Source organism: Pseudoduganella lutea, from assembly GCF_004209755.1.
Classification (GTDB): domain Bacteria; phylum Pseudomonadota; class Gammaproteobacteria; order Burkholderiales; family Burkholderiaceae_D; genus Rugamonas; species Rugamonas lutea.
This window is the reverse complement of record NZ_CP035913.1, coordinates 2,675,778-2,699,817: the sequence shown is the minus strand read 5'-3', so window position 1 is coordinate 2,699,817 and position 24,040 is coordinate 2,675,778. Positions and strand designations below refer to the sequence as shown.

15 protein-coding genes are annotated in these 24,040 nt (G+C 62.7%); 10 read left to right on the top strand and 5 right to left on the bottom strand.

The features are described from left to right. The first annotated feature begins 20 nt into the window (after positions 1-20). The 6 genes from rplK to rpoC all read left to right on the top strand — a co-directional run bounded on the left by rplK (position 21) and on the right by rpoC (position 11,194). A complete protein-coding gene (gene rplK / locus EWM63_RS11265) occupies positions 21-452 on the top strand; it encodes a 50S ribosomal protein L11 (RefSeq protein ID WP_130186598.1) in 432 nt (143 codons plus the stop codon). A 2-nt stretch (positions 453-454) separates the two neighbouring features. Next, positions 455-1,150, top strand: a complete 696-nt coding sequence (gene rplA / locus EWM63_RS11260; protein WP_130186597.1) for a 50S ribosomal protein L1 — start codon at positions 455-457, stop codon at positions 1,148-1,150. A 270-nt stretch (positions 1,151-1,420) separates the two neighbouring features. After that, entirely contained in the window at positions 1,421-1,951 is a 531-nt protein-coding gene (gene rplJ, locus EWM63_RS11255) for a 50S ribosomal protein L10 (RefSeq protein WP_130190326.1), read from the top strand. A 60-nt stretch (positions 1,952-2,011) separates the two neighbouring features. Then, positions 2,012-2,386: a 50S ribosomal protein L7/L12 gene (gene rplL, locus EWM63_RS11250; RefSeq protein ID WP_130186596.1), complete on the top strand. Its 375-nt coding sequence runs from the start codon at positions 2,012-2,014 to the stop codon at positions 2,384-2,386. A gap of 319 nt (positions 2,387-2,705) precedes the next feature. Next, positions 2,706-6,815 carry a DNA-directed RNA polymerase subunit beta gene (gene rpoB, locus EWM63_RS11245; protein ID WP_130186595.1) on the top strand — a complete coding sequence of 1,370 codons (4,110 nt, stop codon included), beginning with the start codon at positions 2,706-2,708 and terminating at the stop codon, positions 6,813-6,815. A gap of 137 nt (positions 6,816-6,952) precedes the next feature. Beyond that, complete coding sequence (rpoC, locus tag EWM63_RS11240; RefSeq protein ID WP_130186594.1) at positions 6,953-11,194, top strand: DNA-directed RNA polymerase subunit beta'; 4,242 nt, start codon at positions 6,953-6,955, stop codon at positions 11,192-11,194. Positions 11,195-11,567: 373 nt separating this feature from the next. Here rpoC and EWM63_RS11235 read toward each other — a convergent pair whose 3' ends face one another. Beyond that, positions 11,568-14,471 carry a M16 family metallopeptidase gene (locus tag EWM63_RS11235; RefSeq protein ID WP_165390802.1) on the bottom strand — a complete coding sequence of 968 codons (2,904 nt, stop codon included), beginning with the start codon at positions 14,469-14,471 and terminating at the stop codon, positions 11,568-11,570. Between the two features lie 75 nt (positions 14,472-14,546). Between EWM63_RS11235 and EWM63_RS11230 the strand changes: the two genes are divergently transcribed. Beyond that, the gene (locus tag EWM63_RS11230; protein WP_130186592.1) at positions 14,547-15,155 is read left to right on the top strand and encodes a helix-turn-helix domain-containing protein; all 609 of its coding nucleotides are present in this window, start codon (positions 14,547-14,549) and stop codon (positions 15,153-15,155) included. Between the two features lie 4 nt (positions 15,156-15,159). Here the strand turns inward: EWM63_RS11230 and EWM63_RS11225 are convergent, their stop codons facing one another. Further along, positions 15,160-16,590, bottom strand: coding sequence for a sensor histidine kinase (locus tag EWM63_RS11225; protein ID WP_130186591.1), 1,431 nt, complete (start codon positions 16,588-16,590; stop codon positions 15,160-15,162). Between the two features lie 203 nt (positions 16,591-16,793). On the opposite strand from EWM63_RS11225, the gene EWM63_RS11220 reads away from it, so the two are divergent. Then, a complete protein-coding gene (locus EWM63_RS11220; RefSeq protein WP_130186590.1) occupies positions 16,794-17,240 on the top strand; it encodes an acyl-CoA thioesterase in 447 nt (148 codons plus the stop codon). A gap of 241 nt (positions 17,241-17,481) precedes the next feature. Here the strand turns inward: EWM63_RS11220 and EWM63_RS11215 are convergent, their stop codons facing one another. Beyond that, positions 17,482-19,311 carry a DUF885 domain-containing protein gene (locus EWM63_RS11215; RefSeq protein ID WP_130186589.1) on the bottom strand — a complete coding sequence of 610 codons (1,830 nt, stop codon included), beginning with the start codon at positions 19,309-19,311 and terminating at the stop codon, positions 17,482-17,484. A 220-nt stretch (positions 19,312-19,531) separates the two neighbouring features. On the opposite strand from EWM63_RS11215, the gene EWM63_RS32350 reads away from it, so the two are divergent. After that, positions 19,532-20,200, top strand: a complete 669-nt coding sequence (locus EWM63_RS32350; protein WP_229487854.1) for a PEP-CTERM sorting domain-containing protein — start codon at positions 19,532-19,534, stop codon at positions 20,198-20,200. A 132-nt stretch (positions 20,201-20,332) separates the two neighbouring features. Here EWM63_RS32350 and EWM63_RS11205 read toward each other — a convergent pair whose 3' ends face one another. After that, complete coding sequence (locus EWM63_RS11205; RefSeq protein ID WP_229487853.1) at positions 20,333-21,454, bottom strand: HPP family protein; 1,122 nt, start codon at positions 21,452-21,454, stop codon at positions 20,333-20,335. Between the two features lie 61 nt (positions 21,455-21,515). Next, complete coding sequence (locus EWM63_RS11200; protein ID WP_130186587.1) at positions 21,516-22,004, bottom strand: Lrp/AsnC family transcriptional regulator; 489 nt, start codon at positions 22,002-22,004, stop codon at positions 21,516-21,518. Positions 22,005-22,103: 99 nt separating this feature from the next. Between EWM63_RS11200 and EWM63_RS11195 the strand changes: the two genes are divergently transcribed. Then, a complete protein-coding gene (locus EWM63_RS11195) occupies positions 22,104-24,038 on the top strand; it encodes an aminotransferase class V-fold PLP-dependent enzyme (protein ID WP_130186586.1) in 1,935 nt (644 codons plus the stop codon). Positions 24,039-24,040 lie beyond the last annotated feature (2 nt).

Below are 24,040 nucleotides of genomic sequence, written 5' to 3'. Positions count from 1 at the left end.
CCAACGATAGGATAGCCATCATGGCAAAGAAAATCATTGGCTTTATCAAGCTGCAAGTACCAGCTGGTAAGGCAAACCCGTCTCCTCCAATCGGCCCGGCACTGGGTCAGCGCGGCCTGAACATCATGGAATTCTGCAAGGCGTTCAACGCCCAGACCCAAGGCCTCGAGCCAGGCATGCCGATTCCGGTGGTGATCACCGCCTTCGCGGACAAGTCCTTCACCTTCGTGATGAAGACCCCGCCGGCAACCTTCCTGATCAAGAAGCACTCGGGCGTGCAAAAAGGCTCTCCGAAGCCGCACACCGACAAGGTCGGCACGCTGACCCGCGCTCAAGCGGAAGAAATTGCAAAACTGAAGACCCCGGACCTGACCGCCGCCGACATGGAAGCCGCTGTGCGCACCATCGCTGGCTCGGCACGTTCGATGGGCATCACCGTTGAGGGCTTCTAATCATGGCAAAACTGTCCAAGCGCGCACAAGCCATCAAGGCTAAAGTAGACCGCACCAAAGTGTACCCGTTCGACAACGCCGTATCGCTGATCAAGGAACTGGCAACGGCCAAGTTCAATGAATCGATCGACGTGTCGGTCCAGCTGGGCGTGGATCCGAAGAAGTCGGACCAGGTCGTTCGCGGCTCCGTCGTGCTGCCAGCAGGCACCGGCAAGACCGTTCGCGTGGCCGTGTTCGCTTCCGGCGACAAGGCTGAAGCTGCCAAGGCAGCTGGTGCAGACGTGGTCGGCATGGAAGACCTGGCAGAACGCGTGAAGGCCGGCGACATGCCGTTCGATATCGTGATCGCTTCGCCGGACACCATGCGTATCGTCGGTACCCTGGGTCAGATCCTGGGCCCACGCGGCCTGATGCCGAACCCGAAAGTCGGCACCGTGACGCCTGACGTCGCTACCGCCGTCAAGAATGCCAAAGCTGGTCAAGTGCAATACCGTACCGACAAGGCCGGTATCATCCACGCGACCATCGGCCGCAAGTCGTTCAGCGACGCCGATCTGAAGACCAACCTGGTCGCTCTGATCGAAGCCCTGAACAAGGCCAAGCCGGCCTCGTCGAAAGGCGTGTACCTGCGCAAGGTCTCGCTGTCGTCGACGATGGGCGCAGGCGTCCGTGTTGATCACGGCACGCTGGCTGCTTAAGTCAAGAATTAAGTCCTCGTGCCTGCCAGGTAACTGAGCAGGCGTGAGGCAGATCTTTGGGCTGGCGGATCCGCAAGGGTTCGCCAGGCAATCAAAGACCGTTGGGCTCAGTGCAGCAGGCAGGCACCGGGTTAATAGTCGGGGTAACACCCGTTCCCAACGCAGATGGTGTACCCGAACAAGTTTTGCAGTCCATTGGACTCCTAACCTCGGACGCCGTTGTTCGAAACCGATGCGGAAATTTTTCTGCATCTCACAAGGAGATTGACCGTGGGTCTCAATCTGAATGACAAAAAGGCCGTTGTCGCCGAAGTTTCCGCAAAAGTAGCATCTGCGCAAACGATCGTCGTGGCTGAGTACCGTGGCATCCAGGTTGCTCACTTGACGAAACTCCGTGCAACCGCGCGTGCCCAGGGCGTGTACCTGCGTGTTCTGAAGAACACGCTGGCTCGTCGCTCTGTCGAAGGCACGCAGTTCGCCAACCTGGCCGATGCAATGACCGGTCCGCTGATCTACTCGATCTCGGATGACGCCGTGGCAGCAGCGAAAGTCATCAACGACTTCGCCAAAACCAACGACAAACTGGTCGTCAAGGCAGGTAACTTTGCAGGCAAGCAGCTCGACGTAGCTGGCGTGACTGCACTGGCGAGCATCCCGAGCCGTGAAGTCCTCATCTCGCAGCTGTTGGGCGTCATGCTGGCACCGGTTTCCGGCTTTGCACGTGGTCTGGCTGCACTGGCAGCCAAGAAGAGCGAAGGTTCCGAAGCTGCTCCGGCCGCTGAAGAAACCGCTGCAGCTTAATTGCCGCACGTTCTCGTCAAGTAATCAATCTGTAGCATACAAATCAATTAGGAGTTTCAAATGGCAATTAGCAAAGACGATATCCTGAACGCAGTGTCCGAAATGTCCGTGATGGACCTGAACGACCTGGTCAAGGCATTCGAAGAGAAGTTCGGCGTGTCGGCAGCTGCAATGGCAGCACCGGCAGCTGGCGGCGGCGCTGCTGCTGCTGCTGTTGAAGAGCAGACCGAGTTCAACCTGGTGCTGACCGAAGTCGGCGCGAACAAAGTCGGCGTCATCAAGGCAGTTCGTGAAATCACCGGTCTGGGCCTGAAAGAAGCCAAGGACGTGGTTGACGGCGCACCGAAGACCGTGAAAGAAGCCCTGTCGAAAGCTGACGCTGAAGCCGGCAAGAAGAAGCTGGAAGATGCAGGCGCCAAGGCCGACCTGAAGTAATCTAGTATCATAGGCGCCGGTTCCATTTAGCGCCCGAGCCAAAGCCCAGGCCCTCCCTCTTGAAGGGGGAGGGCCGGCTTTGGCTCCTTTGTCGTCCCTGCTGTATTTAGCTGTACCCCGTTTAGCTGTACCCTGTTTGGCAACACCAGCTGGCAACACCAGTTTAGCAACAAGTTTTGAAGCAGTATCCCCATCCCGGTATCTAAGTCCCGACGCGAGATGGTAGTGCCTTGAGGTTTCGCCTGAATGCTCCGTAGTTTGCAAGCATACAAGCCGAAACCTGAATTTTCTACCCTTTCCTGTCACTCACGGAGTGTCCATGCACTACTCATTTACTGAGAAGAAGCGCATCCGCAAATCATTCGCGAAGCGCGCCAACGTCCACAACGTTCCGTTCCTGCTGGCGACCCAGCTCGAGTCGTACGAAAACTTCTTGCAAGAGCATACTCCCGTTGCCCAACGCAAGAACGAAGGCCTGCAGTCGGCCTTCACCTCCATCTTCCCGATCGTTTCGCACAACGGCTTTGCACGCCTGGAGTTCCTGTCCTACGTGCTGGGCGACCCCGCCTTCGACGTGAAAGAGTGCCAACTCCGTGGCCTGACCTTCGCTTCCCCGCTGCGCGCGAAAGTGCGCCTGGTGATCCTGGACAAGGAATCGCCGACCAAGCCGGTCGTGAAGGAAATGAAGGAACAGGAAGTGTACATGGGCGAGCTGCCCCTGATGACGACCACCGGTTCCTTCGTCATCAACGGCACCGAGCGTGTGATCGTGTCGCAGCTGCACCGTTCCCCGGGCGTGTTCTTCGAACACGACCGCGGCAAGACGCACTCGTCCGGCAAACTGCTGTTCTCGGCCCGTATCATTCCTTACCGCGGCTCGTGGCTGGACTTCGAGTTCGATCCGAAGGATATCCTGTACTTCCGCGTCGACCGCCGCCGCAAGATGCCGGTATCGATCCTGCTGAAGGCCATCGGCATGACGCCGGAACAGATCCTGGCGAACTTCTTCGTGTTCGACAACTTCAACCTGCGCTCGGAAGGCGGCGAACTCGAGTTCGTGGCCGAACGCCTGCGCGGTGAAGTCGCGCGCTTCGACATCGTCAATCCGAAGGATGGCAAGACGATCGTCACGAAGGACAAGCGCATCAACGCCAAGCACGTGCGTGAAATCGAAGCCGCCGGTATCGCTCACATTTCCGTGCCGGAAGACTACCTGCTGGGCCGCGTGCTGGCCAAGAACATCGTCGATCCGGAAACGGGCGAAGTGGTCGCTTCGGCCAACGACGAGCTGACCGAAGAGCTGCTGAACCGCCTGCGCGATGCCAACATCCCGGCGATCCAGACGCTGTACACCAACGACCTGGACCAGGGCGCCTACATCTCCCAGACGCTGCGCATCGACGATACGGCCGACCAGAACGCCGCCCGCGTCGCGATCTACCGCATGATGCGCCCTGGCGAACCGCCGACCGAAGAATCGGTGGAAGCGCTGTTCAACGGCCTGTTCTACAGCGCCGACCGCTATGACCTGTCCGCCGTCGGCCGCATGAAGTTCAACCGCCGCATCGGCCGTGACGAACTGACCGGCGCGATGACGCTGGCCAACGAAGACGTGCTGGCCGTGATCAAGATCCTCGTCGAGCTGCGCAATGGCCGCGGCGAAGTCGACGATATCGATCACCTGGGTAACCGTCGCGTGCGCTGCGTGGGCGAACTGGCCGAAAACCAGTTCCGCGCCGGCCTCGTGCGCGTGGAACGCGCCGTCAAGGAACGCCTCGGCCAGGCCGAAGCGGACAACCTGATGCCGCATGACCTGATCAACAGCAAGCCGATTTCGGCCGCGATCCGCGAATTCTTCGGTTCGTCGCAGCTGTCGCAGTTCATGGACCAGACCAACCCGCTGTCCGAGATCACCCACAAGCGCCGTGTTTCCGCACTGGGCCCGGGCGGCCTGACGCGCGAACGCGCCGGCTTCGAGGTGCGCGACGTGCACCCGACCCACTACGGCCGCGTGTGCCCGATCGAAACGCCGGAAGGCCCGAACATCGGCCTGATCAACTCGCTGGCACTGTATGCCCGCCTGAACGAATACGGCTTCCTGGAAACCCCGTACCGCAAGGTCGAGAATTCCAAGGTCACCGACAAGATCGATTACCTGTCCGCCATCGAAGAAGGCCGCTACATCATTGCCCAGGCTAACGCCCGCATCAATGAAGAAGGCCAGCTGGACGACGAACTGGTGTCGGCCCGTGAAGCCGGCGAAACGATCCTCGTGTCGCCGGAACGCATCCAGTACATGGACGTGGCCCCGGGCCAGATCGTGTCCGTGGCAGCTTCGCTGATTCCGTTCCTGGAACACGATGACGCGAACCGTGCACTGATGGGCGCCAACATGCAGCGTCAGGCCGTGCCTTGCCTGCGCCCTGAAAAGGCGCTGGTCGGTACCGGCATCGAACGCACCGTGGCAGTCGACTCCGGCACCACCGTGCAGGCGCTGCGTGGCGGCGTGGTCGATTACATCGATGCAGGCCGCGTGGTGATCCGCGTGAACGACGAAGAGGCGCAAGCCGGCGAAGTCGGCGTGGACATCTACAACCTGATCAAGTACACCCGTTCGAACCAGAACACCAACATCAACCAGCGTCCGATCGTGCAAGTGGGCGACCGCGTGGCCAAGGGCGACGTGATCGCCGACGGCGCATCGACCGACCTGGGCGAGCTGGCACTGGGCCAGAACATGACCGTGGCCTTCATGCCATGGAACGGCCTGAACTTCGAAGACTCGATCCTGATCTCGGAAAACGTCGTGAAAGACGACCGTTACACGTCGATCCACATCGAAGAACTGTCCGTGGTCGCTCGCGACACGAAACTGGGCGCGGAAGAAATCACCCGCGACATTTCGAACCTGGCCGAAAACCAGCTGGCCCGCCTGGATGAATCGGGCATCGTGTACATCGGCGCCGAAGTGCAGGCCGGCGACACGCTGGTCGGTAAAGTGACGCCGAAGGGCGAAACGCAACTGACGCCGGAAGAAAAGCTGCTGCGCGCGATCTTCGGCGAAAAGGCTTCCGACGTGAAGGATACGTCGCTGCGCGTGCCGTCGGGCATGGTCGGTACCGTGATCGACGTGCAGGTGTTCACCCGCGAAGGCATCCCGCGCGACAAGCGCGCCCAGCAGATCATCGACGACGAGCTGAAGCGCTATCGCCTGGACTTGAACGACCAGATGCGTATCGTGGAAGGCGATGCCTTCCAGCGTCTGGAAAAGATGCTGATCGGTAAAGTCGTCAACGGCGGTCCGAAGAAGCTGGCGAAGGGCGCCGCGATCACCAAGGAATACCTGGCCGATCTGGACAAGTACCACTGGTTCGACATCCGCCCGGCGGATGACGATGCGGCGACCGCGCTGGAAGCGATCAAGGAATCGATCAACGAGAAGCGTCACCAGTTCGACCTGGCCTTCGAAGAGAAGCGCAAGAAGCTCACGCAAGGCGACGAGCTGCAGCCTGGCGTGCAGAAGATGGTCAAGGTCTACCTGGCCGTCAAGCGCCGCCTGCAGTCCGGCGACAAGATGGCGGGCCGCCACGGTAACAAGGGTGTGGTGTCGCGTATCGTTCCGGTGGAAGACATGCCTTACATGGCTGACGGCACGCCGGCCGACGTGGTGCTGAACCCGCTGGGCGTTCCGTCCCGCATGAACGTGGGTCAGATCCTCGAGACCCACCTGGGCTGGGCGGCAAAAGGCCTGGGCATCCGCATCGGCGAAATGCTGGCACAGCAGATCAAGGTCGAAGAGATGCGCAGCTACCTGACGACCGTGTACAACGAGTCCGGCGCCAAGGAAGACATCGCATCGCTGTCCGACGACGAGATCATGAAGCTGGCGGCCAACCTGAAGAAGGGTGTGCCGTTCGCGACGCCGGTGTTCGACGGTGCGCACGAGTCGGAAATCCGCCGCATGCTGGACCTGGCGTATCCGGACGAGATCGCCTCGAAGCTGGGCATGACCCCGTCCAAGAACCAGGTCACCATGTACGACGGCCGCACCGGCGAAGCGTTCGAGCGCAAGGTCACCGTCGGCGTGATGCACATGCTGAAACTGCACCACCTGGTCGACGACAAGATGCACGCCCGTTCCACCGGTCCGTACTCGCTGGTGACGCAGCAGCCTCTGGGTGGTAAAGCCCAGTTCGGCGGCCAGCGCTTCGGTGAGATGGAGGTGTGGGCACTGGAAGCGTACGGCGCATCGTACGTGCTGCAGGAAATGCTGACCGTGAAGTCCGACGACGTGAATGGCCGTACCAAGGTGTACGAGAACCTCGTCAAGGGCGATCACGTGATCGAGGCCGGCATGCCGGAATCGTTCAACGTGCTGGTGAAGGAAATCCGTTCCCTGGGTATCGACATCGACCTGGAACGCACCTAAGCCCAACGGCATGAATCTGGGGTCAGACCCGCCGGGTCTGACCCCGGCATCTGCCTCTGGGGTGAAAAGCCTGCACGAACCGCGGCCTGAAAATCGCGGGAAAAAACTGAAGAATTCATCACTACCTGGAGTGATACATGAAAGCCCTGCTCGATTTATTCAAGCAAGTACAGACGAACGAGACCTTCGACGCGATCAAGATCGGTCTCGCCTCGCCTGAAAAAATCCGTTCGTGGTCCTACGGCGAAGTCAAGAAGCCGGAAACCATCAACTACCGTACCTTCAAGCCCGAGCGCGATGGCCTGTTCTGCGCCAAGATCTTTGGCCCGATCAAGGACTACGAATGCCTGTGCGGCAAGTACAAGCGCCTGAAGCACCGTGGCGTGATCTGCGAGAAGTGCGGCGTCGAAGTCACGCTGGCCAAGGTGCGCCGCGAGCGCATGGGCCACATCGAGCTGGCCTCGCCGGTCGCCCACATCTGGTTCCTGAAATCGCTGCCGTCGCGCCTGGGCATGGTCCTGGACATGACGCTGCGCGATATCGAACGCGTGCTGTACTTCGAAGCATATGTCGTGACCGATCCGGGCATGACGCCGCTGAAGAAGTGCCAGATCATGTCGGAAGACGACTACGCCGCCAAGTATGAAGAATACGGCGACGACTTCACCGCATTCATGGGCGCCGAGGGCATCCGTGAACTGCTGCGCTCGATCGACATCCACCGCGATGCCGAAACGCTGCGCGTGGAGCTGAAGGAATCGAAGTCCGAAGCCAAGATCAAGAAATACGCCAAGCGCCTGAAAGTGCTGGAAGCGTTCCAGCGTTCCGGCATCAAGCCGGACTGGATGATCATGGAAGTGCTGCCGGTGCTGCCGCCGGAACTGCGTCCGCTCGTCCCGCTGGATGGCGGCCGTTTCGCCACGTCCGACCTGAACGACCTGTATCGCCGCGTCATCAACCGTAATAACCGCCTGAAGCGCCTGATGGAATTGCGCGCGCCGGAAATCATTACGCGTAACGAAAAGCGCATGCTGCAGGAAGCAGTGGACTCGCTGCTGGACAACGGCCGTCGCGGCAAAGCGATGACCGGCGCCAACAAGCGTCCGCTGAAGTCGCTGGCTGAAATGATCAAGGGCAAGGGCGGCCGTTTCCGCCAGAACTTGCTGGGCAAGCGCGTCGACTACTCGGGCCGTTCGGTCATCGTGGTGGGTCCGCAGCTGAAACTGCACCAGTGCGGCCTGCCGAAGCTGATGGCCCTCGAGCTGTTCAAGCCGTTCATCTTCAACAAGCTGGAACTGATGGGTCTCGCCACGACCATCAAGGCCGCAAAGAAGCTGGTTGAACAACAAGAGCCAGTGGTCTGGGACATCCTGGAAGACGTGATCCGCGAACACCCGATCATGCTGAACCGTGCACCGACGCTGCACCGCCTGGGTATCCAGGCATTTGAGCCGGTGCTGATCGAAGGCAAGGCGATCCAGCTGCACCCGCTGGTCTGCGCCGCGTTCAACGCCGACTTCGACGGTGACCAGATGGCCGTCCACGTGCCGCTGTCGATCGAGGCACAGATGGAAGCGCGCACGCTGATGCTGGCGTCGAACAACATCCTGTTCCCGTCGAACGGCGAACCGTCGATCGTGCCGTCCCAGGATATCGTGCTGGGCCTGTACTACGCGACCCGCGAGGCGATCAACGCCAAGGGCGAAGGCATGCTGTTCCCGGACGTGTCGGAAGTGATCCGCGCGTACGACAACAAGGAAGTGGAACTGGCCACCCGCATCACCGTGCGTATCGTCGAGAACCCACGCGATCCGGCAACGGGCGAATTCGTCCGTACCGTCACGCGTTATGAAACGACGGTCGGCCGCGCGATCCTGTCCGAGATCCTGCCGAAAGGCCTGCCGTTCAGCGTGCTGAACCGCTCGCTGAAGAAGAAAGAGATCTCGAAGCTGATCAACACGTCGTTCCGCAAGTGCGGCCTGCGTGCCACCGTGGTGTTTGCCGACCAGCTGATGCAGTCGGGCTTCCGCCTGGCGACGCGCGCCGGTATCTCGATCTGCGTGGACGACATGCTGGTGCCGGACGTGAAGAAATCGCTGATCGCCACCGCCGAATCCGAAGTCAAGCAGATCGAGCAGCAGTACGCTTCCGGTCTGGTGACCGCGGGCGAGCGCTACAACAAGGTCGTCGACATCTGGGGCAAGACCTCCGATGAAGTCGGCAAGGCGATGATGGACCAGCTGAAAGTGGAAGACGTCGTCAAGCGCGACGGCACGCAGTCGACGCAGGAATCGTTCAACGCGATTTACATGATGGCCGACTCGGGCGCCCGCGGTTCCGCGGCACAGATCCGCCAGCTGGCCGGTATGCGCGGCCTGATGGCGAAACCGGACGGTTCCATTATCGAAACGCCGATTACCGCGAACTTCCGCGAAGGCCTGAACGTTCTGCAGTACTTCATCTCGACCCACGGCGCTCGTAAAGGTCTGGCGGATACGGCACTGAAGACGGCAAACTCGGGTTACCTGACGCGCCGCCTGGTCGACGTGACGCAGGATCTGGTCGTGATCGAAGACGACTGCAACACGTCCAACGGCACGCTGATGAAGGCGATGGTCGAAGGCGGTGAAGTCATCGAGGCACTGCGCGACCGTATCCTGGGCCGCGTGGCACTCAACGACGTGGTCAATCCTGAAACCCAGGAAACCGTGTACGAAGCCGGCACGCTGCTGGACGAAGACATGGTCGAGGACATCGAACGCCTGGGCATCGACGAAGTCAAGGTCCGCACGCCGCTGACCTGCGACACCCGTTTCGGCCTGTGCGCGAAGTGCTACGGCCGTGACCTGGGCCGCGGCCAGTTGGTGAACACCGGCGAAGCCGTCGGTGTGGTGGCGGCACAGTCGATCGGTGAGCCGGGTACCCAGCTGACGATGCGTACGTTCCACATCGGTGGTGCGGCATCGCGCGCCGCGGTGGCCTCGTCCGTCGAAGCCAAGTCGAACGGCACCGTGCGCTTTACCGCCACGATGCGTTACGTCACCAACGGCAAGGGCTCCCAGATCGTCATTTCGCGTTCCGGCGAAGTGCTGATCACGGATGACCATGGCCGTGAGCGCGAGCGCCACAAGGTGCCGTACGGCGCCACGCTGATCGTCAAGGATGGCATGACCATCAAGGCCGGCGTGCCGCTGGCAACGTGGGATCCGCTGACCCGTCCGATCATCACCGAGTACGCCGGTACGGTGCGTTTCGAGAACGTCGAAGAAGGCGTGACCGTGGCCCGCCAGGTGGACGAAGTGACCGGCCTGGCCACGCTGGTCGTGATCGACGCGAAGCGCCGCGGTTCGCTGACGAAGACCGTTCGTCCGCAGGTGAAACTGCTGAACGAAGAAGGCGCGGAAGTGAAGATCGCCGGCACCGAACACGCCGTGGCGATCGGCTTCCAGGTCGGCGCGCTGATCATGGTGAAGGATGGCCAGCAGGTATCGGTGGGTGAAGTGCTGGCACGTATCCCGACCGAATCGCAGAAGACCCGCGACATTACCGGTGGTCTGCCGCGCGTTGCCGAACTGTTCGAAGCACGTTCCCCGAAAGATGCCGGCATGCTGGCGGAAGTCACCGGTACGGTGGCGTTCGGTAAAGAGACGAAGGGCAAGCAGCGCCTGGAAATCACCGACATGGACGGCAACAAGCACGAGTTCCTGATCACGAAGGACAAGCAGGTGCTGGTGCACGACGGCCAGGTGGTGAACAAGGGCGAGATGATCGTGGACGGCCCGGCCGATCCGCAAGACATCCTGCGCCTGCTGGGTATCGAAGCGCTGGCCCGCTACATCGTCGACGAAGTGCAGGACGTGTACCGCTTGCAGGGCGTGAAGATCAACGACAAGCACATCGAGGTGATCGTTCGCCAGATGCTGCGCCGTGTCCAGATCACCAACGCCGGCGACACCGACTACATCGTCGGCGAGCAGGTGGAACGTTCGGAACTGCTGGACGAGAACGACAAGATGAACGCCGTGGCGAAGCTGCCGGCCACGTATGAAAACGTGCTGCTGGGTATTACCAAGGCATCGCTGTCGACCGACTCGTTCATCTCGGCCGCATCGTTCCAGGAAACCACCCGCGTGCTGACCGAAGCCGCGATCATGGGCAAGCGCGATGGCCTGCGCGGCCTGAAGGAAAACGTGATCGTCGGCCGCCTGATCCCGGGCGGTACGGGTCTCGCCTTCCACCGCGCCCGCCGCGAGAAGGAAGTGTGGGAAGCGGAAGAGCGCAACGCCCTGCTGCAAGCCGAGCGCGCAGCGCAAGCGAGCACGGAGCTGGAAGCGCTGGAAACCCCAGCCGAACAGCACCACGAGGGTGGCGAAGGCTGATCCCTGCCATAGCCTTCGGGTTATGAAATGAAAACGGCACCGAAAGGTGCCGTTTTTTTAGCGCATGCGTTTCGATGCGCCATGCCTTTACCCCAACGGCGAACGTATGGGGTCAGACCCCGCGGGTCTGACCCCGGCAGTTGCCTTCGGGTTTACATCGAAGTATCCAGCCCTCCGCAGCGACTGGTACGCCCGGCCCCACGACAACGAGGTAATTCCCGGCACTTGCCGGCTCCCAGCGCCACTCCGCCGTGATGATGGTGGCCGCCACGGTCCCCAGCAGGAGTGCGACGGCTTGCAGGTAAGTTCTGTTCATGATGGGCCCCGGAGTGTGAACGAATCCCGCAACGCAAGCGCTTATCGCAACTCATGCTCACAGGAAATGCCATCGTACGCACCATGGATGGCGCCACTTTGATCTGGCGCAAACCTTGCCGTAGGTCATGAACTGCCACAACACGGAATCACCGTACCCGCTTGCCATCGTTGTCGAGCACGACCACTTCCCCCAGCCCAGTTCCCGGATACGCGGCTCGATCTTCTTCAGGTCGCCCACCACCAGCCACGTCACCGCATCCGGCCGGATGAACTTGCCCGCGGCGCCAGCCAGCTGCGCGGACTGCAAGGTGCGCATGTTCGACGCGTAGTTCGCCCAGTAATCTTCCGGCAATCCCAGGTTGATCGTTTCCAGCGCGGCCGACTCGAGCGCGTTGATCGTTTCGAACCGGCCGGCCAGGCGCGACGTCATGTTGCGCATGATGCTCGCGAACTCTTCTCCTTCGATCGGCCGCTTGCCGGCGATGTCGCGGATTTCCTTGTCCACCTCGACCAGCGATTCCATCGTCTTGTCGGACTGCACGGCGATCAGCGTGAAGAAATGGCGGGGGCCGCGCACGCTCGTCAGGCGGCCCGTGCCGCCATAGCTCCAGTGCTTGTCGAGCCGCAGGTTGCGGTTCAGGCGCGAGGTGGCCATGCCGCCGAAGTTCTGCATTACCGGTTCCATCGCCAGGTCTTCCGGCTGGCCGGGCGGCAGCGACAGGTGGCCGGCCAGGATCGTCGACTGCTGCGCATCGGGCTTGTCGATCAGGTAGATCTGCTTCGCCGGCGCTGGCGCGGAAGCGGAGGCGGGAGCAGGGGCAGGGGCAGTGAGCGCTGCCTTGGCGGGCGAGCGCCCGGCCTGCCATTTGCCGAAGGCCGCTTCCAGCAGCGGCATCGCTTGCGCGAGTGTCGTGTCGCCGGTGACGACGATCGTCGCACTGCCTGGCTTGAACCAGTCGCGATGCCAGCGCACGAGGTCGTCCCGTGCCAGGCTTGCCACCGAAGCTTCGAAGCCGGAAGCCGGCAGGGCATAGCTGCTGCCGGCACCGTACAGGATCGCCGGCAGCGTGCGCAGCGCTAGCGCATTCGGCTGCGCCTTTTCCTGCGCGATGCCGGCCAGCCGGCGCTGCTTCGCCAGTGCGAACTGGTCGGCGGGGAAGGCCGGCGCCAGCGCGGCTTCGGCCAGCAGCGCCAGCGATGGCGCAAGGTTGGCCGACGTGGCTTGCAGCCGCACCAGCGACATGTCCGGTCCGGTGCCTGTGGACAGGCGCGCGCCCAGCGACTGGAGCGCGTCGGACATCTGGTACGCATCGCGTGCCTTCGTCCCCTTGTCCAGCAGCTCCAGCGTCAGCGAGGCCAGGCCCGCCTTGTCCGGCGTGTCGGCCGCCGTGCCCGCATCGATCGCCAGCGCCACGTTGACGATGGGCGCCGAATGCCGTTCCAGCAGTACCACGTTCAGGCCATTCGACAGCGTGGCTTTCTGCATGGCCGGGAACTTCACGTCCGGCGCATCGCCCAGCGCCGGCAGGATCTTGCGGTCGACGGTCGTGGCGGCCGCCGACACCTTGGCGAACGGCTTCACCGTCATGGCGTAGAAGGGCGCGCGCAGCCATTGCGCGGCCGTGGCCTTGATCGCGGCCGCTTGCGCACCGGACAGTGTGTCGAGCTGCTGGAGGTAGGCATCCGGTGTGCCGCCATAGGTCATGCTTTCCGCCAGCACGTCCGAGCGGCCGCCGAAACCGCCCAGGCGCTCGATATTGCGCGCAAACGCCGCCAGCGTACTGGCCTTGACCCGCGCCACTTCCTGCGCCGTCGGTCCCCTGTCCAGCAGGTCGGCCAGCACGGCGTCGAGTTCCTTTTCCACCAGCGCGGGATCGACGCCGGGGCGCACGGTCACGGCGATGTCGAATGTACTCGACAGTTCACTGGTGTCGACGCCGGCCGATACCCCGGTGGCGAGCTGCTTCTCGTCGATCAGCCGGCGGTTCAGGCGCGCATTCTTCGAATTGGCCAGCACATCCGAGAACATGCCGAGCTTGACCGTGTCCATGTCGCGCCAGCCTGGCACATGCCAGCTGCGGTAGATGCGCACCTGCGGCACGTGGTCTGCCATTTCATCGCGCACGGTGCGCTCGAGCCGTGGAATCCACGCCTCCGTACGTGGCAGCGGCAGTCCTGGCGGAATCGACTCGAAATACTTCTTCACAAGTTCCAGCGCGCGCTCCGGCGTGATATCGCCGGCCAGCGCGATCACGGCATTGTTCGGCCCGTAGTACGTGCGGTACCACTCGCGGATATCGTCCAGCGACGCGGCCGCCAGGTCTTCCATGCTGCCGATTACCGGCCACGAATAGGGGTGCGAATACGGGTACATCTTCGCCGACTTTTCCAGGTGCACCCGCCCATAGGGCTGGTTCTCGCCCTGGCGTTTTTCGTTCTGTACCACGCCCCGTTCCCGCTCCAGCATGGCCTTGGAAATGTAATTGCCGAGAAAGCCCATCCGGTCCGCTTCCAGGTAGAGCGTGCGTTCCAGGGCCGACACGGGCACGTCTTCGAAGAAATTGGTGCGGTCGGTGTTCGTGGTGCCATTGCGGTTGTTCGCGCCCAGGTCGTCCATCGCTTCGCGGAAGCCGTGCGGATGGTTTTCCGAACCGTTGAAGAAGAAGTGTTCGAACAGGTGCGCAAAGCCCGTCTTGCCGCGCTTCTCGTTGCGCGATCCCACGTGGTACCAGATATTCACGCCCACCACCGGCACGCTGTGATCCTCGTGCACGATCAGGGTCAGCCCGTTTTGCAGCGTGAACTGCTTGTAGGGGATGACGTAGGCCTGCCGCTGGTAGGGCGCCGCGGCCGGGGCTTTCGGTGCGGGGCCCTTTGGGGCGGCCTGGGCGGCAAGGGTTCCATTGCCGAGGCAAGCAAGTGAAGCCAGTGCGATGGCGAGGGCGATCGTGCGTTTCATGGGGCTCCCGGGGATGAACGGATCAGGCCATTGTAGCGTGCAGAAACAGCAATGCATCATGCTAAGATTTGGTCCATGATCCCATCCGCCCTGTTTACGCCCGCCCAGCAAAAACTGCTGGGCTTGCTGTTCATGCAGGTGAACGACGGCTTTCACCTGAACGAAATCATGCGCCTCACAGGGCTGGGCAGCGCCTCCGCGCAACGCGAGCTGAAACGGTTGCACGAGTCGGGCCTGATCCTGTCGGAACGGATCGGCAATGTGCGCCAGTTCCGCCCGAACAAGGAAAGCCCCGTCTATGAGGAATTGACGAGCATCGTCAAGAAGACGTTCGGCCTGCTGAGCGTGCTGCATTCGACTCTGGGGCCGCTGCGCAAGTCACTGAACGTTGCTTTCGTCTACGGGAAAACCGCGAGGGAATCGGAGGCATCGCCGGATGCCGTCGAGTTGCTGCTGATCGGCGAAGACACCACGTATGGGGAATTGCTGAGCCGCACGCCGGTCGCGGAACGCCTGCTGCGCCGCAAGATCAATCCCAACCTCTATTCGCTGCCCGACTTCAAGCGGCGCGTGCGCGAACAGCAGGGTTTCATCCTGACCGTACTGGAAGAACGCAAGATTTTCGTGCTGGGCGATGAAACAGACCTGGACCGCATCGTGCAGGACGCGCAGGCAGGGATCTAGCGTATTACTTGGCCCGGTCGGGCAGCGGGAAATCGTCCGCCAGGTGCTGGCCGGTTGCCTGCGCCGGCAGTGCGCGCTCGTGCGGGAAGCCCAGCGCGAAGCGGGTGTAACTGCCCACTTCCGATTCGCACGAAATCGTGCCGCCGAAGGCGGTCACGACCTTGTGGCAGAACGCCAGCCCCATGCCGGTACCGCCGCCGGACTTGCGGGTCGTGTAGAACGGCTCGAACACGTGCGGCAGCACGTCGGCGGCAATGCCGTGGCCGGTATCGGTCACCACGACCATGTTCTGGTCGAAATCCTTGTAGCATTCGATCACCACCGCGCCCGCGCCCTTGGTCTTCACTGCGTGCAGCGCATTCTTGAGCAGGTTGTACAGCACGTAGACGAGCAGCGTATCCGAACCAAAGAAGCGGAAATCGTCGCTCAGGCGCACGCTTACCTTGTCGCGTTCCCGTTCCGTAAACGGATAGCAGGCCAGTGCTTCGTCGACCACTTTCTTCACCGAATGCAGCGCGAAATTGTCGCGCTCGAGCGAGCCCACGCGGGCCGACGCCAGCAGCATGTCGACGATGAAGTTCGAGCGCGAGACTTCGGCCTCGATGTGGCGCGCGATCTCGCTCAGGTAGTCCAGTTGTTCGTCGTTCAGGCCGGGTGCTTGCGAGCGTCGGTAGCCGGCAATCAGTTCCGGCAGGTTGCGCGCCAGCACGCGCGACTGGCTGCGGATCGTGGCCAGCGGCGTGCGCACTTCATGCGCGATGCTGGCCGCGGTCGCCAGGGGATCGGCCAGCAGGTTATGGCGCACCATCGCCTGCGCGATCAGGCCCAGGCTTGCGGCAATGAACAGCACGCCTGGCGGGTAGAACTCCACGCCGTAATTGCACAGGTAATCGATGGAGGCCACCGCGTAGATCAGGATGCTGACGAAGCAATAGCGCAGCCTTGCCTTTTCGGTCGACAACGCCACCTGCTGGCGGCGATACAGCAGGTACAGCCCGCGCAGGATCACGACCGTGGTCTGCAACAGGTGCACGGGGTGCAGCCACCCCGCCTTCGGATAAAAGCCGTAGAAATAGGAATACAGGCCGGACAGCAACCAGTCGGTGGTGGGCACCAGCAGCGCCAGCACGCCGGCCAGCGCATAGCTGGCTTGCACGAAAGGGCGCTCGGCGCGGCGGCCCGTCAGTTCCGCGATGAAGTGATACAGCGTGGTCGGCAGGAACAGGATCGGCAGGTAGCCAAGGTGGACGAGCAACAGCGCGGTATCGGCATTGGTGACCTGGAACATCAATGCCCACGCAGCTTGCCAGCAGAACGTGGTGATACAGATCAGGAAGAAGGTAAGGCTGGCACGGTTCACCCCACGCGAATTCAGCACGTATACGCCGTAGCTGATAAATACCAGCGACACCAAACCCGGCAATATCGAATACATGCGCGCTCCTCCAGCAGATGACAGTGAACAGGCAAGCGATCTTAGCAACAGAAAATGGCGAAGTGCGTACCAAGTTCCCCCAATCCACGTAAACGTTGCGTTTAGTCAAAAGAGAATAGTGCTTTACGGCAAAAAGTAGAGGTGTTCAGAATCTTTGCCGAAAATCATGCCGGCGGCCGGCAACCACTTCCCAGGAGTAAGCCATGTTTATGCACGCCAACGTAGCAAACGACGCCACGACCAGCACGGAATTGACGTTTCATCACCAGCTGTCGATCTACCTGAAGGATTCAAATGCTTATGGGAACACGTATTTTGCGCGGTATTTCGAATGGCAGGGAATCTGCCGCGAAAAATGGTTTTACGAGTGCATTTCACGCGACATGTTGCAGCAGGAAGGGGTATTCATCACCAAGCATGCCGAGCAGGATTTTCTCCAGGAGACGTTCCCGTTCCAGGACATCACCTGCGAGGTCAACAGCTACGACATCAAGCGCTGCTCGTTCTGGCTGGAATTCCGCTTCTATGCGAACGGTAAACTCGTTGCCAGGGGGCGCCAGCAACTCGTCTTCGCCAGCCACACGAAACAGATCAAGGCATTGCCGGAACTGGTCCTGAAACGCATCGGACGCTATGCACTGAGGAAGTAAAGCAGGGGCCAGTAAAAGCAGAGAAGTAAAGCAGGACAAGTAAAGCAGGACAAGTAAAGCAGAACGAGTAAAGCAGGAAACAAGCAGGGAGAACTCATGCAGGAAAAAGTCATACGCGACTGGCTGCCGTCCCGGCGCGGCCGAAGCCACGCCGACAAGTCTGTCTCGCTCAACGCCCGGAACGACACTGCCCAAACAATGCAGCGTATCGTCCAGGCATCAGTCCAGCCCGATCAAGCGGTCATGGCACGCGCTGCTGCGCGATCCAGCCATCGATTTTCGCTTCGAGCAAACGCAGCGGCAAGGTGCCGTCACCCAGCACCTGTTCGTGGAACGCCGGCAGGCTGAATTTTTCGCCCAGCGCTTCCTGCGCCCGCTGGCGCAATTCCATGATCTTCAACGCGCCGATCTTGTAGGCCAGTGCCTGGCCCGGCCACGCCATGTAGCGCTCCGTCTCGCTGCGCGCCACCGCGTCATAGCCCAGCGTGTCCTTCATGTACTGGATCGTCCGTTCGCGCGTCCATCCTTTCGCATGCATGCCCGTGTCGACCACCAGGCGCGTTGCCCGCAGCAGTTCGTCGTTCAGGTGGCCAAAGTATTGCGCCGGATCGTCGAACAGGCGCATCTCACGGCCCAGCGTTTCCGCGTACAGCGCCCAGCCTTCCGTGAAGGCCGTGTTGCCGCCGAATTTGCGGAAGTTCGGCAAGCCCAGTTCCTGCATCAGCGCGATGTGGAAATGGTGGCCCGGCTTGCCTTCGTGCAGGAACAGCGTCGTCATGCCCGTGCTGCCGTACTTTGCCGGATCGGTCACGACGGACCAGAACACGCCCGGCCGCGAACCGTCCGCCGCCGGCGCCGTGTAATGGTCCGATGCCGTGTCGCGCGACAGTTCCGGTTCCAGGCGCAGGTCGAGCTTTGCCTTGGGCAGCAGCGTGAACATGGCCGGCAGCTTTTCATCCAGCACGCCATCGAGCTTGCGGTACACGGCCTGCACTTCATCCTCCGTCTTGAACGGGAAGAAGCGCGGCTGCTGCGATACCCACACCGGCAGGCCGGCGGCCGGGCCGTCGTACCCCAGCTGCGGGCCCAGTTTGGCGAACTCGGCCTGGATACGCGCCACTTCCTTCAGGCCAATCTCGTGGATCGCTTCCGGCGTCAGGTTCGTGGTGGTGGACTCCGCCACGCGCACCGCATACCAGGCACGGCCATTCGGCACGTCGGAAAAGCCGGTCGACGTGCGGCAGGCGGGAATGTATTCGTTCTCGATGAACGCGGCCAGCCGCGCCAGCGCCGGCTGCAGCTTCGCGACCGCGGCGCGGTAGTCGGCGCCGAGGCTGGCCTTGTCCGCGGCGGCAAAGCCGGCAGGCATGCGATTGACCGGCGTGTAATAAATGCTCTGTTCCGGCGTGGTGCTGACGAGCTTCCTGAACTGCGGCAGCGCCGAGACCATGATCGCCTTCGGCTGCGTCACGCCGGTGCGCATGCCTTCGCGCATGTTCACGATCGCCTGGTCGATCCAGGCCGGCAACTGGGTCAGCCGGTTCAGGTAAGCGCGGTACTGCTTCACCGTGGTGAGCGGTTGCGACGCTTCGCCGCTGGCGAAATTGGCCAGCGTCACGGGCAGGCTGTCCATCTGGCTGACCGGCAGCAGGTGGCCCGGATAGGGTTCATAGGACAGCAGCGTCTTCAGCTCGAACGCCAGCACGTCCAGGTTGATGCGGTCGCGGTGCGTCAGCTTGTGGCGGTCGATGGCCGCCAGGCGGCGCGTGTAGTCGCGGTAGCGGGCAAACTGCCTGGCGCGCTCGGCCGGTGCGATTGCCAGGCCGATCTGGTCGTCGAAGCGGTTGTCGCCATTGTCGGTGGCGTACACGGGTTCGAAACGGGCGATGGCGTCGTAGTACTCGTCCGCGAGGGCGAGGAATTTCTTGCTCTCGGCGGCGGAAACGTCGGCCGCAACCTTGCCGGTGGCCTTGTGGGCTGCCGGTGGCGCGGCGTGCGCTGCCGGGCCAAAGGCCAGCAGCAGGGCGGCGGTCAGCGCGCCCGCGGCACGCAACTTGATACGGTGCTTCATGTGTGATTTTCCAGGGATGGTATTGGGATGACAACGGCGCAAGCATAAGCGATCTGTTGCCTTACGGGCAGGGATTTGTCCGCAACGGTCAGCAATTTGTATTGCTTTGTCTCGACGGTTTCAGTCGTGAATCCATGCATTTAAACTAACTTCCTGCCAGAACCCGGGCTGGCGAATCCACCGTTTGACACCGCTTTCAACTTCGACCAAGGAAAACAAGATGAACAAACTGATTGGTTCCGGCCTGCTGGCCGCAACCCTGGCCGCGCCTTTGCATGTGTCCGCCGCGGACACCGTCGACTGGATAAACTGGACCGGCCTGGCCGGTACGGTAGTACAGAATGGCAAGACCATCGACGTCACGTTCAGCAACAGCTCCATCGGCCTCACGCATGCCGACTATTTCACCGGCGAGGCCGCCTACATCAGCGACGAAGTCACGAACGGCCCGGGCACCGACGGCATGTTCAGCTTTGTCGGCGGTACCGAAGTCGTCCACCACCTGCACTTCTCCGAAGCCGTCGTCAATCCCTACCTGGCCATCGTCAGCCTGGGCCGCGACGGCAGCGCCGCGACATTCAACTTCGCCAATGTCAGCGATATCACGCTGGTCAGCGAAGGCGACGGTTACTACGGTGACGGCGAACTCAGCATCGCCGGCGGCACGGTCACCGGCATCGAAGGCCATGGCGTGGTGCGCCTGAACGGTAGCTATACCGACCTGTACTTCACCACGCCGGTGAGCGAATACTGGTATGGCGCCTCGTTCGGTGCCGCGGTCACTGCGGTGCCGGAACCCGGCACCTGGGGCATGCTGCTTGCCGGTGGCGCCATGCTGGGCCTGATGGGCCGTCGCCGCAAGAGCGACAAGCTGCAACAGCCCGCCTGATCCACAGGCCGGCGTCGACCGGGCAGTGCGGGGGCGCTGCCGGGGCGACGCGAGGGGAGGGAAACCCGGTGCCTGTTAACGAAACCCGCGGCTTGCGCCCGGTTTGGAGCCAGTCACTCCGCGGCTGGCCAGTCAGGCCGGCTGCGCTTCCGCCAGCCGGTGCTCGTACAGGGCCGCCACCACGTCCGACTGGGTGACGATGCCGACGAAGCGTTCTTCGGCGTCGACGACGGGAATATGGTGCAAGCCGGCATCGGCCATCAGCGGCACCAGGTCCACGATCGGCGTATCGGTGCGCGCCACGCGGGGACGTGGTGTCATGATCTGTCCCACCACTTCCGCCTTTTCCGTGTGGGAAAGGCCTGTCGGCTTCAAGAACTCCTTCAGCTTCTCACGCATGCCGCGGTAGTCGTCCAGCCCGCTGTGCTTGAGAAAATCGCTTTGCGTCACGATGCCGATCACGCGCCGCGCGGGATTGAGCACGGGCAGCGCCGCAAGATGCCGGCCCCGCATTGCAAGCCATGCCTCCGTCAGCGGCGTGGCGAATTCCGCCGTCACCACGTCGCGCGACATGATGTCGCCGCAGCTGATCACGCCGAAGCGGCGCTGGTAGGCGCGCAACTCGGTCTGCAGGAACAGCGCTTCCAGGTCGTCGCGGCTGATGTCGAGCACCTGGCCATAGCGCTGCAGCACCGCGTCCAGGTCTTCCGGCTTGAAGCCCAGCCGCACGGTCGGCACGTCGTCCTTCGTGGCGTGGGGATTCGGGTGCGTCAGCGTCTGCGCGTGCGGATAGCGCCGGCCGGTCAGGTTGTTGTAGAGGATGGCCGCCGTCACCAGCAGCAGCGAGTCGACCAGTACCGGGCCCAGCGCGAAAGAGAAGCCGGCCGCGTGGACCGCGGGGCCGCCGATGACGGCCGTCAGACCTGCCGCGCCGCCCGGCGGGTGCAGGCAGCGCATGAAGAACATGGCGGCGATGGCCAGCGCCGTGCCCACGGCGGCCAGCGCCGGCAGGGGCATCAGGTGGCCAAGCCAGCGCACGCAGGCAGCGGCAACCAGCGCGGAAATGACGTTGCCGCCAATGACAGACCATGGTTGCGCAAGCGGGCTGGCGGGCAGGCAGAACAGCAACACCGACGAAGCCCCCATCGGTGCCACGAGCCAGATCGCATCGGGGCCCAGCATCAGGTGGGCAACGGTACCGGTGACGAGCAGCCCCAGCAAGGCGCCGGCGCTGGCACGCAGGCGTTCGGTCATGCTGGCCGTGCTGGGAGCGGGCAGCAAAACGCTAAACAAAGATCTTACACGCATCTTTTGATTATCCCACGGCGACCCCATGCGCGACCAGATCCAGCGGCAGCGCGGTCGTGTATTTGATCTGCTCCATCGAGAATGCCGACGACACACCGGTCAGGTTGGCAACGCGGATCAGTTTCTTGTAGAAGCGGTCATAGCCGTCGATATCCGTCGTCACCACCTTCAGCAGGTAATCCACGTCGCCGCTCATCCGGTGGAATTCCATGACTTCCGGCAGCGCGATGACGGCGGCGGCGAATTTCGCCAGCCATTTTTCATCGTGCTGGCTGGTGCGCACGCTGACGAAGACCGTGACCGGCAGGCCCGCCTTGCGGCGGTTGACCAACGCCACGCGGCGGTCCAGGTAGCCGTCTTCCTGCAGGCGTTTCAGGCGCTTCCAGCAGGGCGTGCTGGTCAGCCCTACCTTGTCCGCCAGCTCGGCCACGGACAGCGTGCCATCCACCTGTAGCGCACCCAGGATCGCGTAATCGAATTTATCGAGATCGTTCATGCTGCATTTGGCAAAATATAAGGATAAGTGTTCTCATTATGCGGCTTTTAGAGGCAGCATTGGCATGGTTGCTCTGCCCTTGTCCGTTAATCTGGATGGATGAACAAGGAAATCTACCTCGACGGCAATGCCACGACAGCCGTCCTGCCCGCCGCGCTGCGGGCCGCCGTTTTCGCGATGGAAGAGCGCTACGGCAATCCCAGCAGCACGCATGCCACGGGACTGAAGGCGAAAGCGGTGCTCGACGCGGCACGGGCACGCGCCTGCCGCCTGCTCGGCGTGGGTACCGGACAGCTGATGTTCAACAGTGGCGCCACGGAAGGCATCCAGACCGTGGTGCTGTCCGCCCTGTGCGCGGTGCGGGCGCGCCGCGCCGCCGGGGAGCGCACCGGCACGCTGCTGGTCTACGGTGCCACCGAGCACAAGGCCGTGCCTGAAAGCCTGGCGCACTGGAATGTGCTGCTTGGCCTGGGCCTCGATCTCGTGCCGCTGCCGGTCGACGCCGGCGGGTGCCATGACCTGGAGGCTCTGCGCCGGCTGGCACCGGATGCCGCGCTGGTCTGCACGATGGCCGCCAACAATGAAACCGGCGTGATCTCGGACCTGGCCGGCATTGCCGCCGCGCTGGACGGCAGCGCCGCGCTGTGGATGGTCGACTGCGTGCAGGCGCTGGGCAAGTTGCCGCTCGACCTGGCTGCCACGCGCATCGATTACGCGCCGTTTTCCGGCCACAAGCTGTATGCGCCGAAAGGCATCGGCATGCTGTATGTGCGCGCCGGCGCGCCGTTCACGCCCTTGATGAAGGGCGGTGGCCAGGAAACGGGCTGGCGTTCCGGCACCGAGAACATGGCGGGCATCGCCGCGCTCGGCGCCGTGCTGGCGGCGCTGGAGGATGGTGTGACCTTCCGCAGCCACGCCGAACTGCATGCTTTCCGCGAACAGCTGGCGAACGCGCTGCGCCAGGCGCTGCCCGGCATCGTCTTCAACGTGCCGTTCGACCGGGCGCTGCCGACCACGCTCAATTTTTCCGTGCCCGGCCTGTCCAGCAAGGAATTGCTGGACCTGTTCGATGCCGCCGCCGTGCGCGTGTCGGCCGGCAGCGCCTGTTCCGCCGCAAAGGCGCAGCCATCCTATGTGCTGGACGCGATGGGGCTGCCCGAATGGCGCAGCAGCAGTGCCGTGAGGTTGTCGTTCGGCCCGCTGATGGATGCCGCCACCGTCGCCGAAGCCTGCGCACGGATCGCCCGCTGCGGGGAAGCACTGCGCCGGTCGGGGCTGCTCGGCGACACCACCGCCGCACGGCCGGATGGCCTGCTGCAATGGACCGCCGGCGGGCATCATACGTGGCTGGTGCTCGACGCCGCCAGCGGCACCTGCGCCGCGATCGACCCGCACCCCGCGCTGGACGAACGCATCGATACCCTGCTGCGCGCGCACCGATACCGGCTGGTGGCACGCCTGTTCACCCAGGGTGACGCCACGTGGCCGGCACCCGAGGACTGCCTCGCCATCGGCCGCTGGCGCCTGCGTCGCGCGGCCACCGGCAAGGGCAGGGCGTGTTACCTGCTGGGGCCGCAAGGCGAATCGCCCCGGCATGCGTTCATCGGCAGTGCCGAACCCAGTAGCCTGGCCGGTGTGCTGCCGGCCGATCTGCTGCTGTGTCCGGCAACGGAGGCGCAATCCGCGCTGTGCACCACGCTGCGTGCCGGTCCCGGCAAAACATCGCCCGCAGCCATGCACCTCGACGCCGCGACGCTGGAAACCCTGTTGCGCGAGCATCCCGCCGCGCTGCTGGTCGACGTCCGCGAACCTTACGAACATGCTGCCGCCGAGCCATGCATCGGCCCCCAGGCGGTCAGCATCCCGCTGAGCCGGCTGGCCGGGGCGCTGCCAGCGTGGCTGGCGCAGGCGCCGCGCTTGCCACTGGTGTTCTTCTGTCAGAGTGGCAACCGCAGTGCCCGTGCCGCCGGATGCCTGCGCAGCCTTGGTTATGCCGAGGCTTTCCATTTGCAAGGCGGCGTCGCACTGTCCTGATC

Coding starts and splice junctions, on each gene's coding strand:
- rplK (WP_130186598.1), top strand. CDS start 21: ATGGCAAAGAAAATCATTGGCTTTATCAAGCTGCAAGTACCAGCTGGT.
- rplA (WP_130186597.1), top strand. CDS start 455: ATGGCAAAACTGTCCAAGCGCGCACAAGCCATCAAGGCTAAAGTAGAC.
- rplL (WP_130186596.1), top strand. CDS start 2,012: ATGGCAATTAGCAAAGACGATATCCTGAACGCAGTGTCCGAAATGTCC.
- rpoB (WP_130186595.1), top strand. CDS start 2,706: ATGCACTACTCATTTACTGAGAAGAAGCGCATCCGCAAATCATTCGCG.
- rpoC (WP_130186594.1), top strand. CDS start 6,953: ATGAAAGCCCTGCTCGATTTATTCAAGCAAGTACAGACGAACGAGACC.
- EWM63_RS11235 (WP_165390802.1), bottom strand. CDS start 14,471: ATGAAACGCACGATCGCCCTCGCCATCGCACTGGCTTCACTTGCTTGC.
- EWM63_RS11230 (WP_130186592.1), top strand. CDS start 14,547: ATGATCCCATCCGCCCTGTTTACGCCCGCCCAGCAAAAACTGCTGGGC.
- EWM63_RS11225 (WP_130186591.1), bottom strand. CDS start 16,590: ATGTATTCGATATTGCCGGGTTTGGTGTCGCTGGTATTTATCAGCTAC.
- EWM63_RS11220 (WP_130186590.1), top strand. CDS start 16,794: ATGTTTATGCACGCCAACGTAGCAAACGACGCCACGACCAGCACGGAA.
- EWM63_RS11215 (WP_130186589.1), bottom strand. CDS start 19,311: ATGAAGCACCGTATCAAGTTGCGTGCCGCGGGCGCGCTGACCGCCGCC.
- EWM63_RS32350 (WP_229487854.1), top strand. CDS start 19,532: ATGAACAAACTGATTGGTTCCGGCCTGCTGGCCGCAACCCTGGCCGCG.
- EWM63_RS11205 (WP_229487853.1), bottom strand. CDS start 21,454: ATGACCGAACGCCTGCGTGCCAGCGCCGGCGCCTTGCTGGGGCTGCTC.
- EWM63_RS11200 (WP_130186587.1), bottom strand. CDS start 22,004: ATGAACGATCTCGATAAATTCGATTACGCGATCCTGGGTGCGCTACAG.
- EWM63_RS11195 (WP_130186586.1), top strand. CDS start 22,104: ATGAACAAGGAAATCTACCTCGACGGCAATGCCACGACAGCCGTCCTG.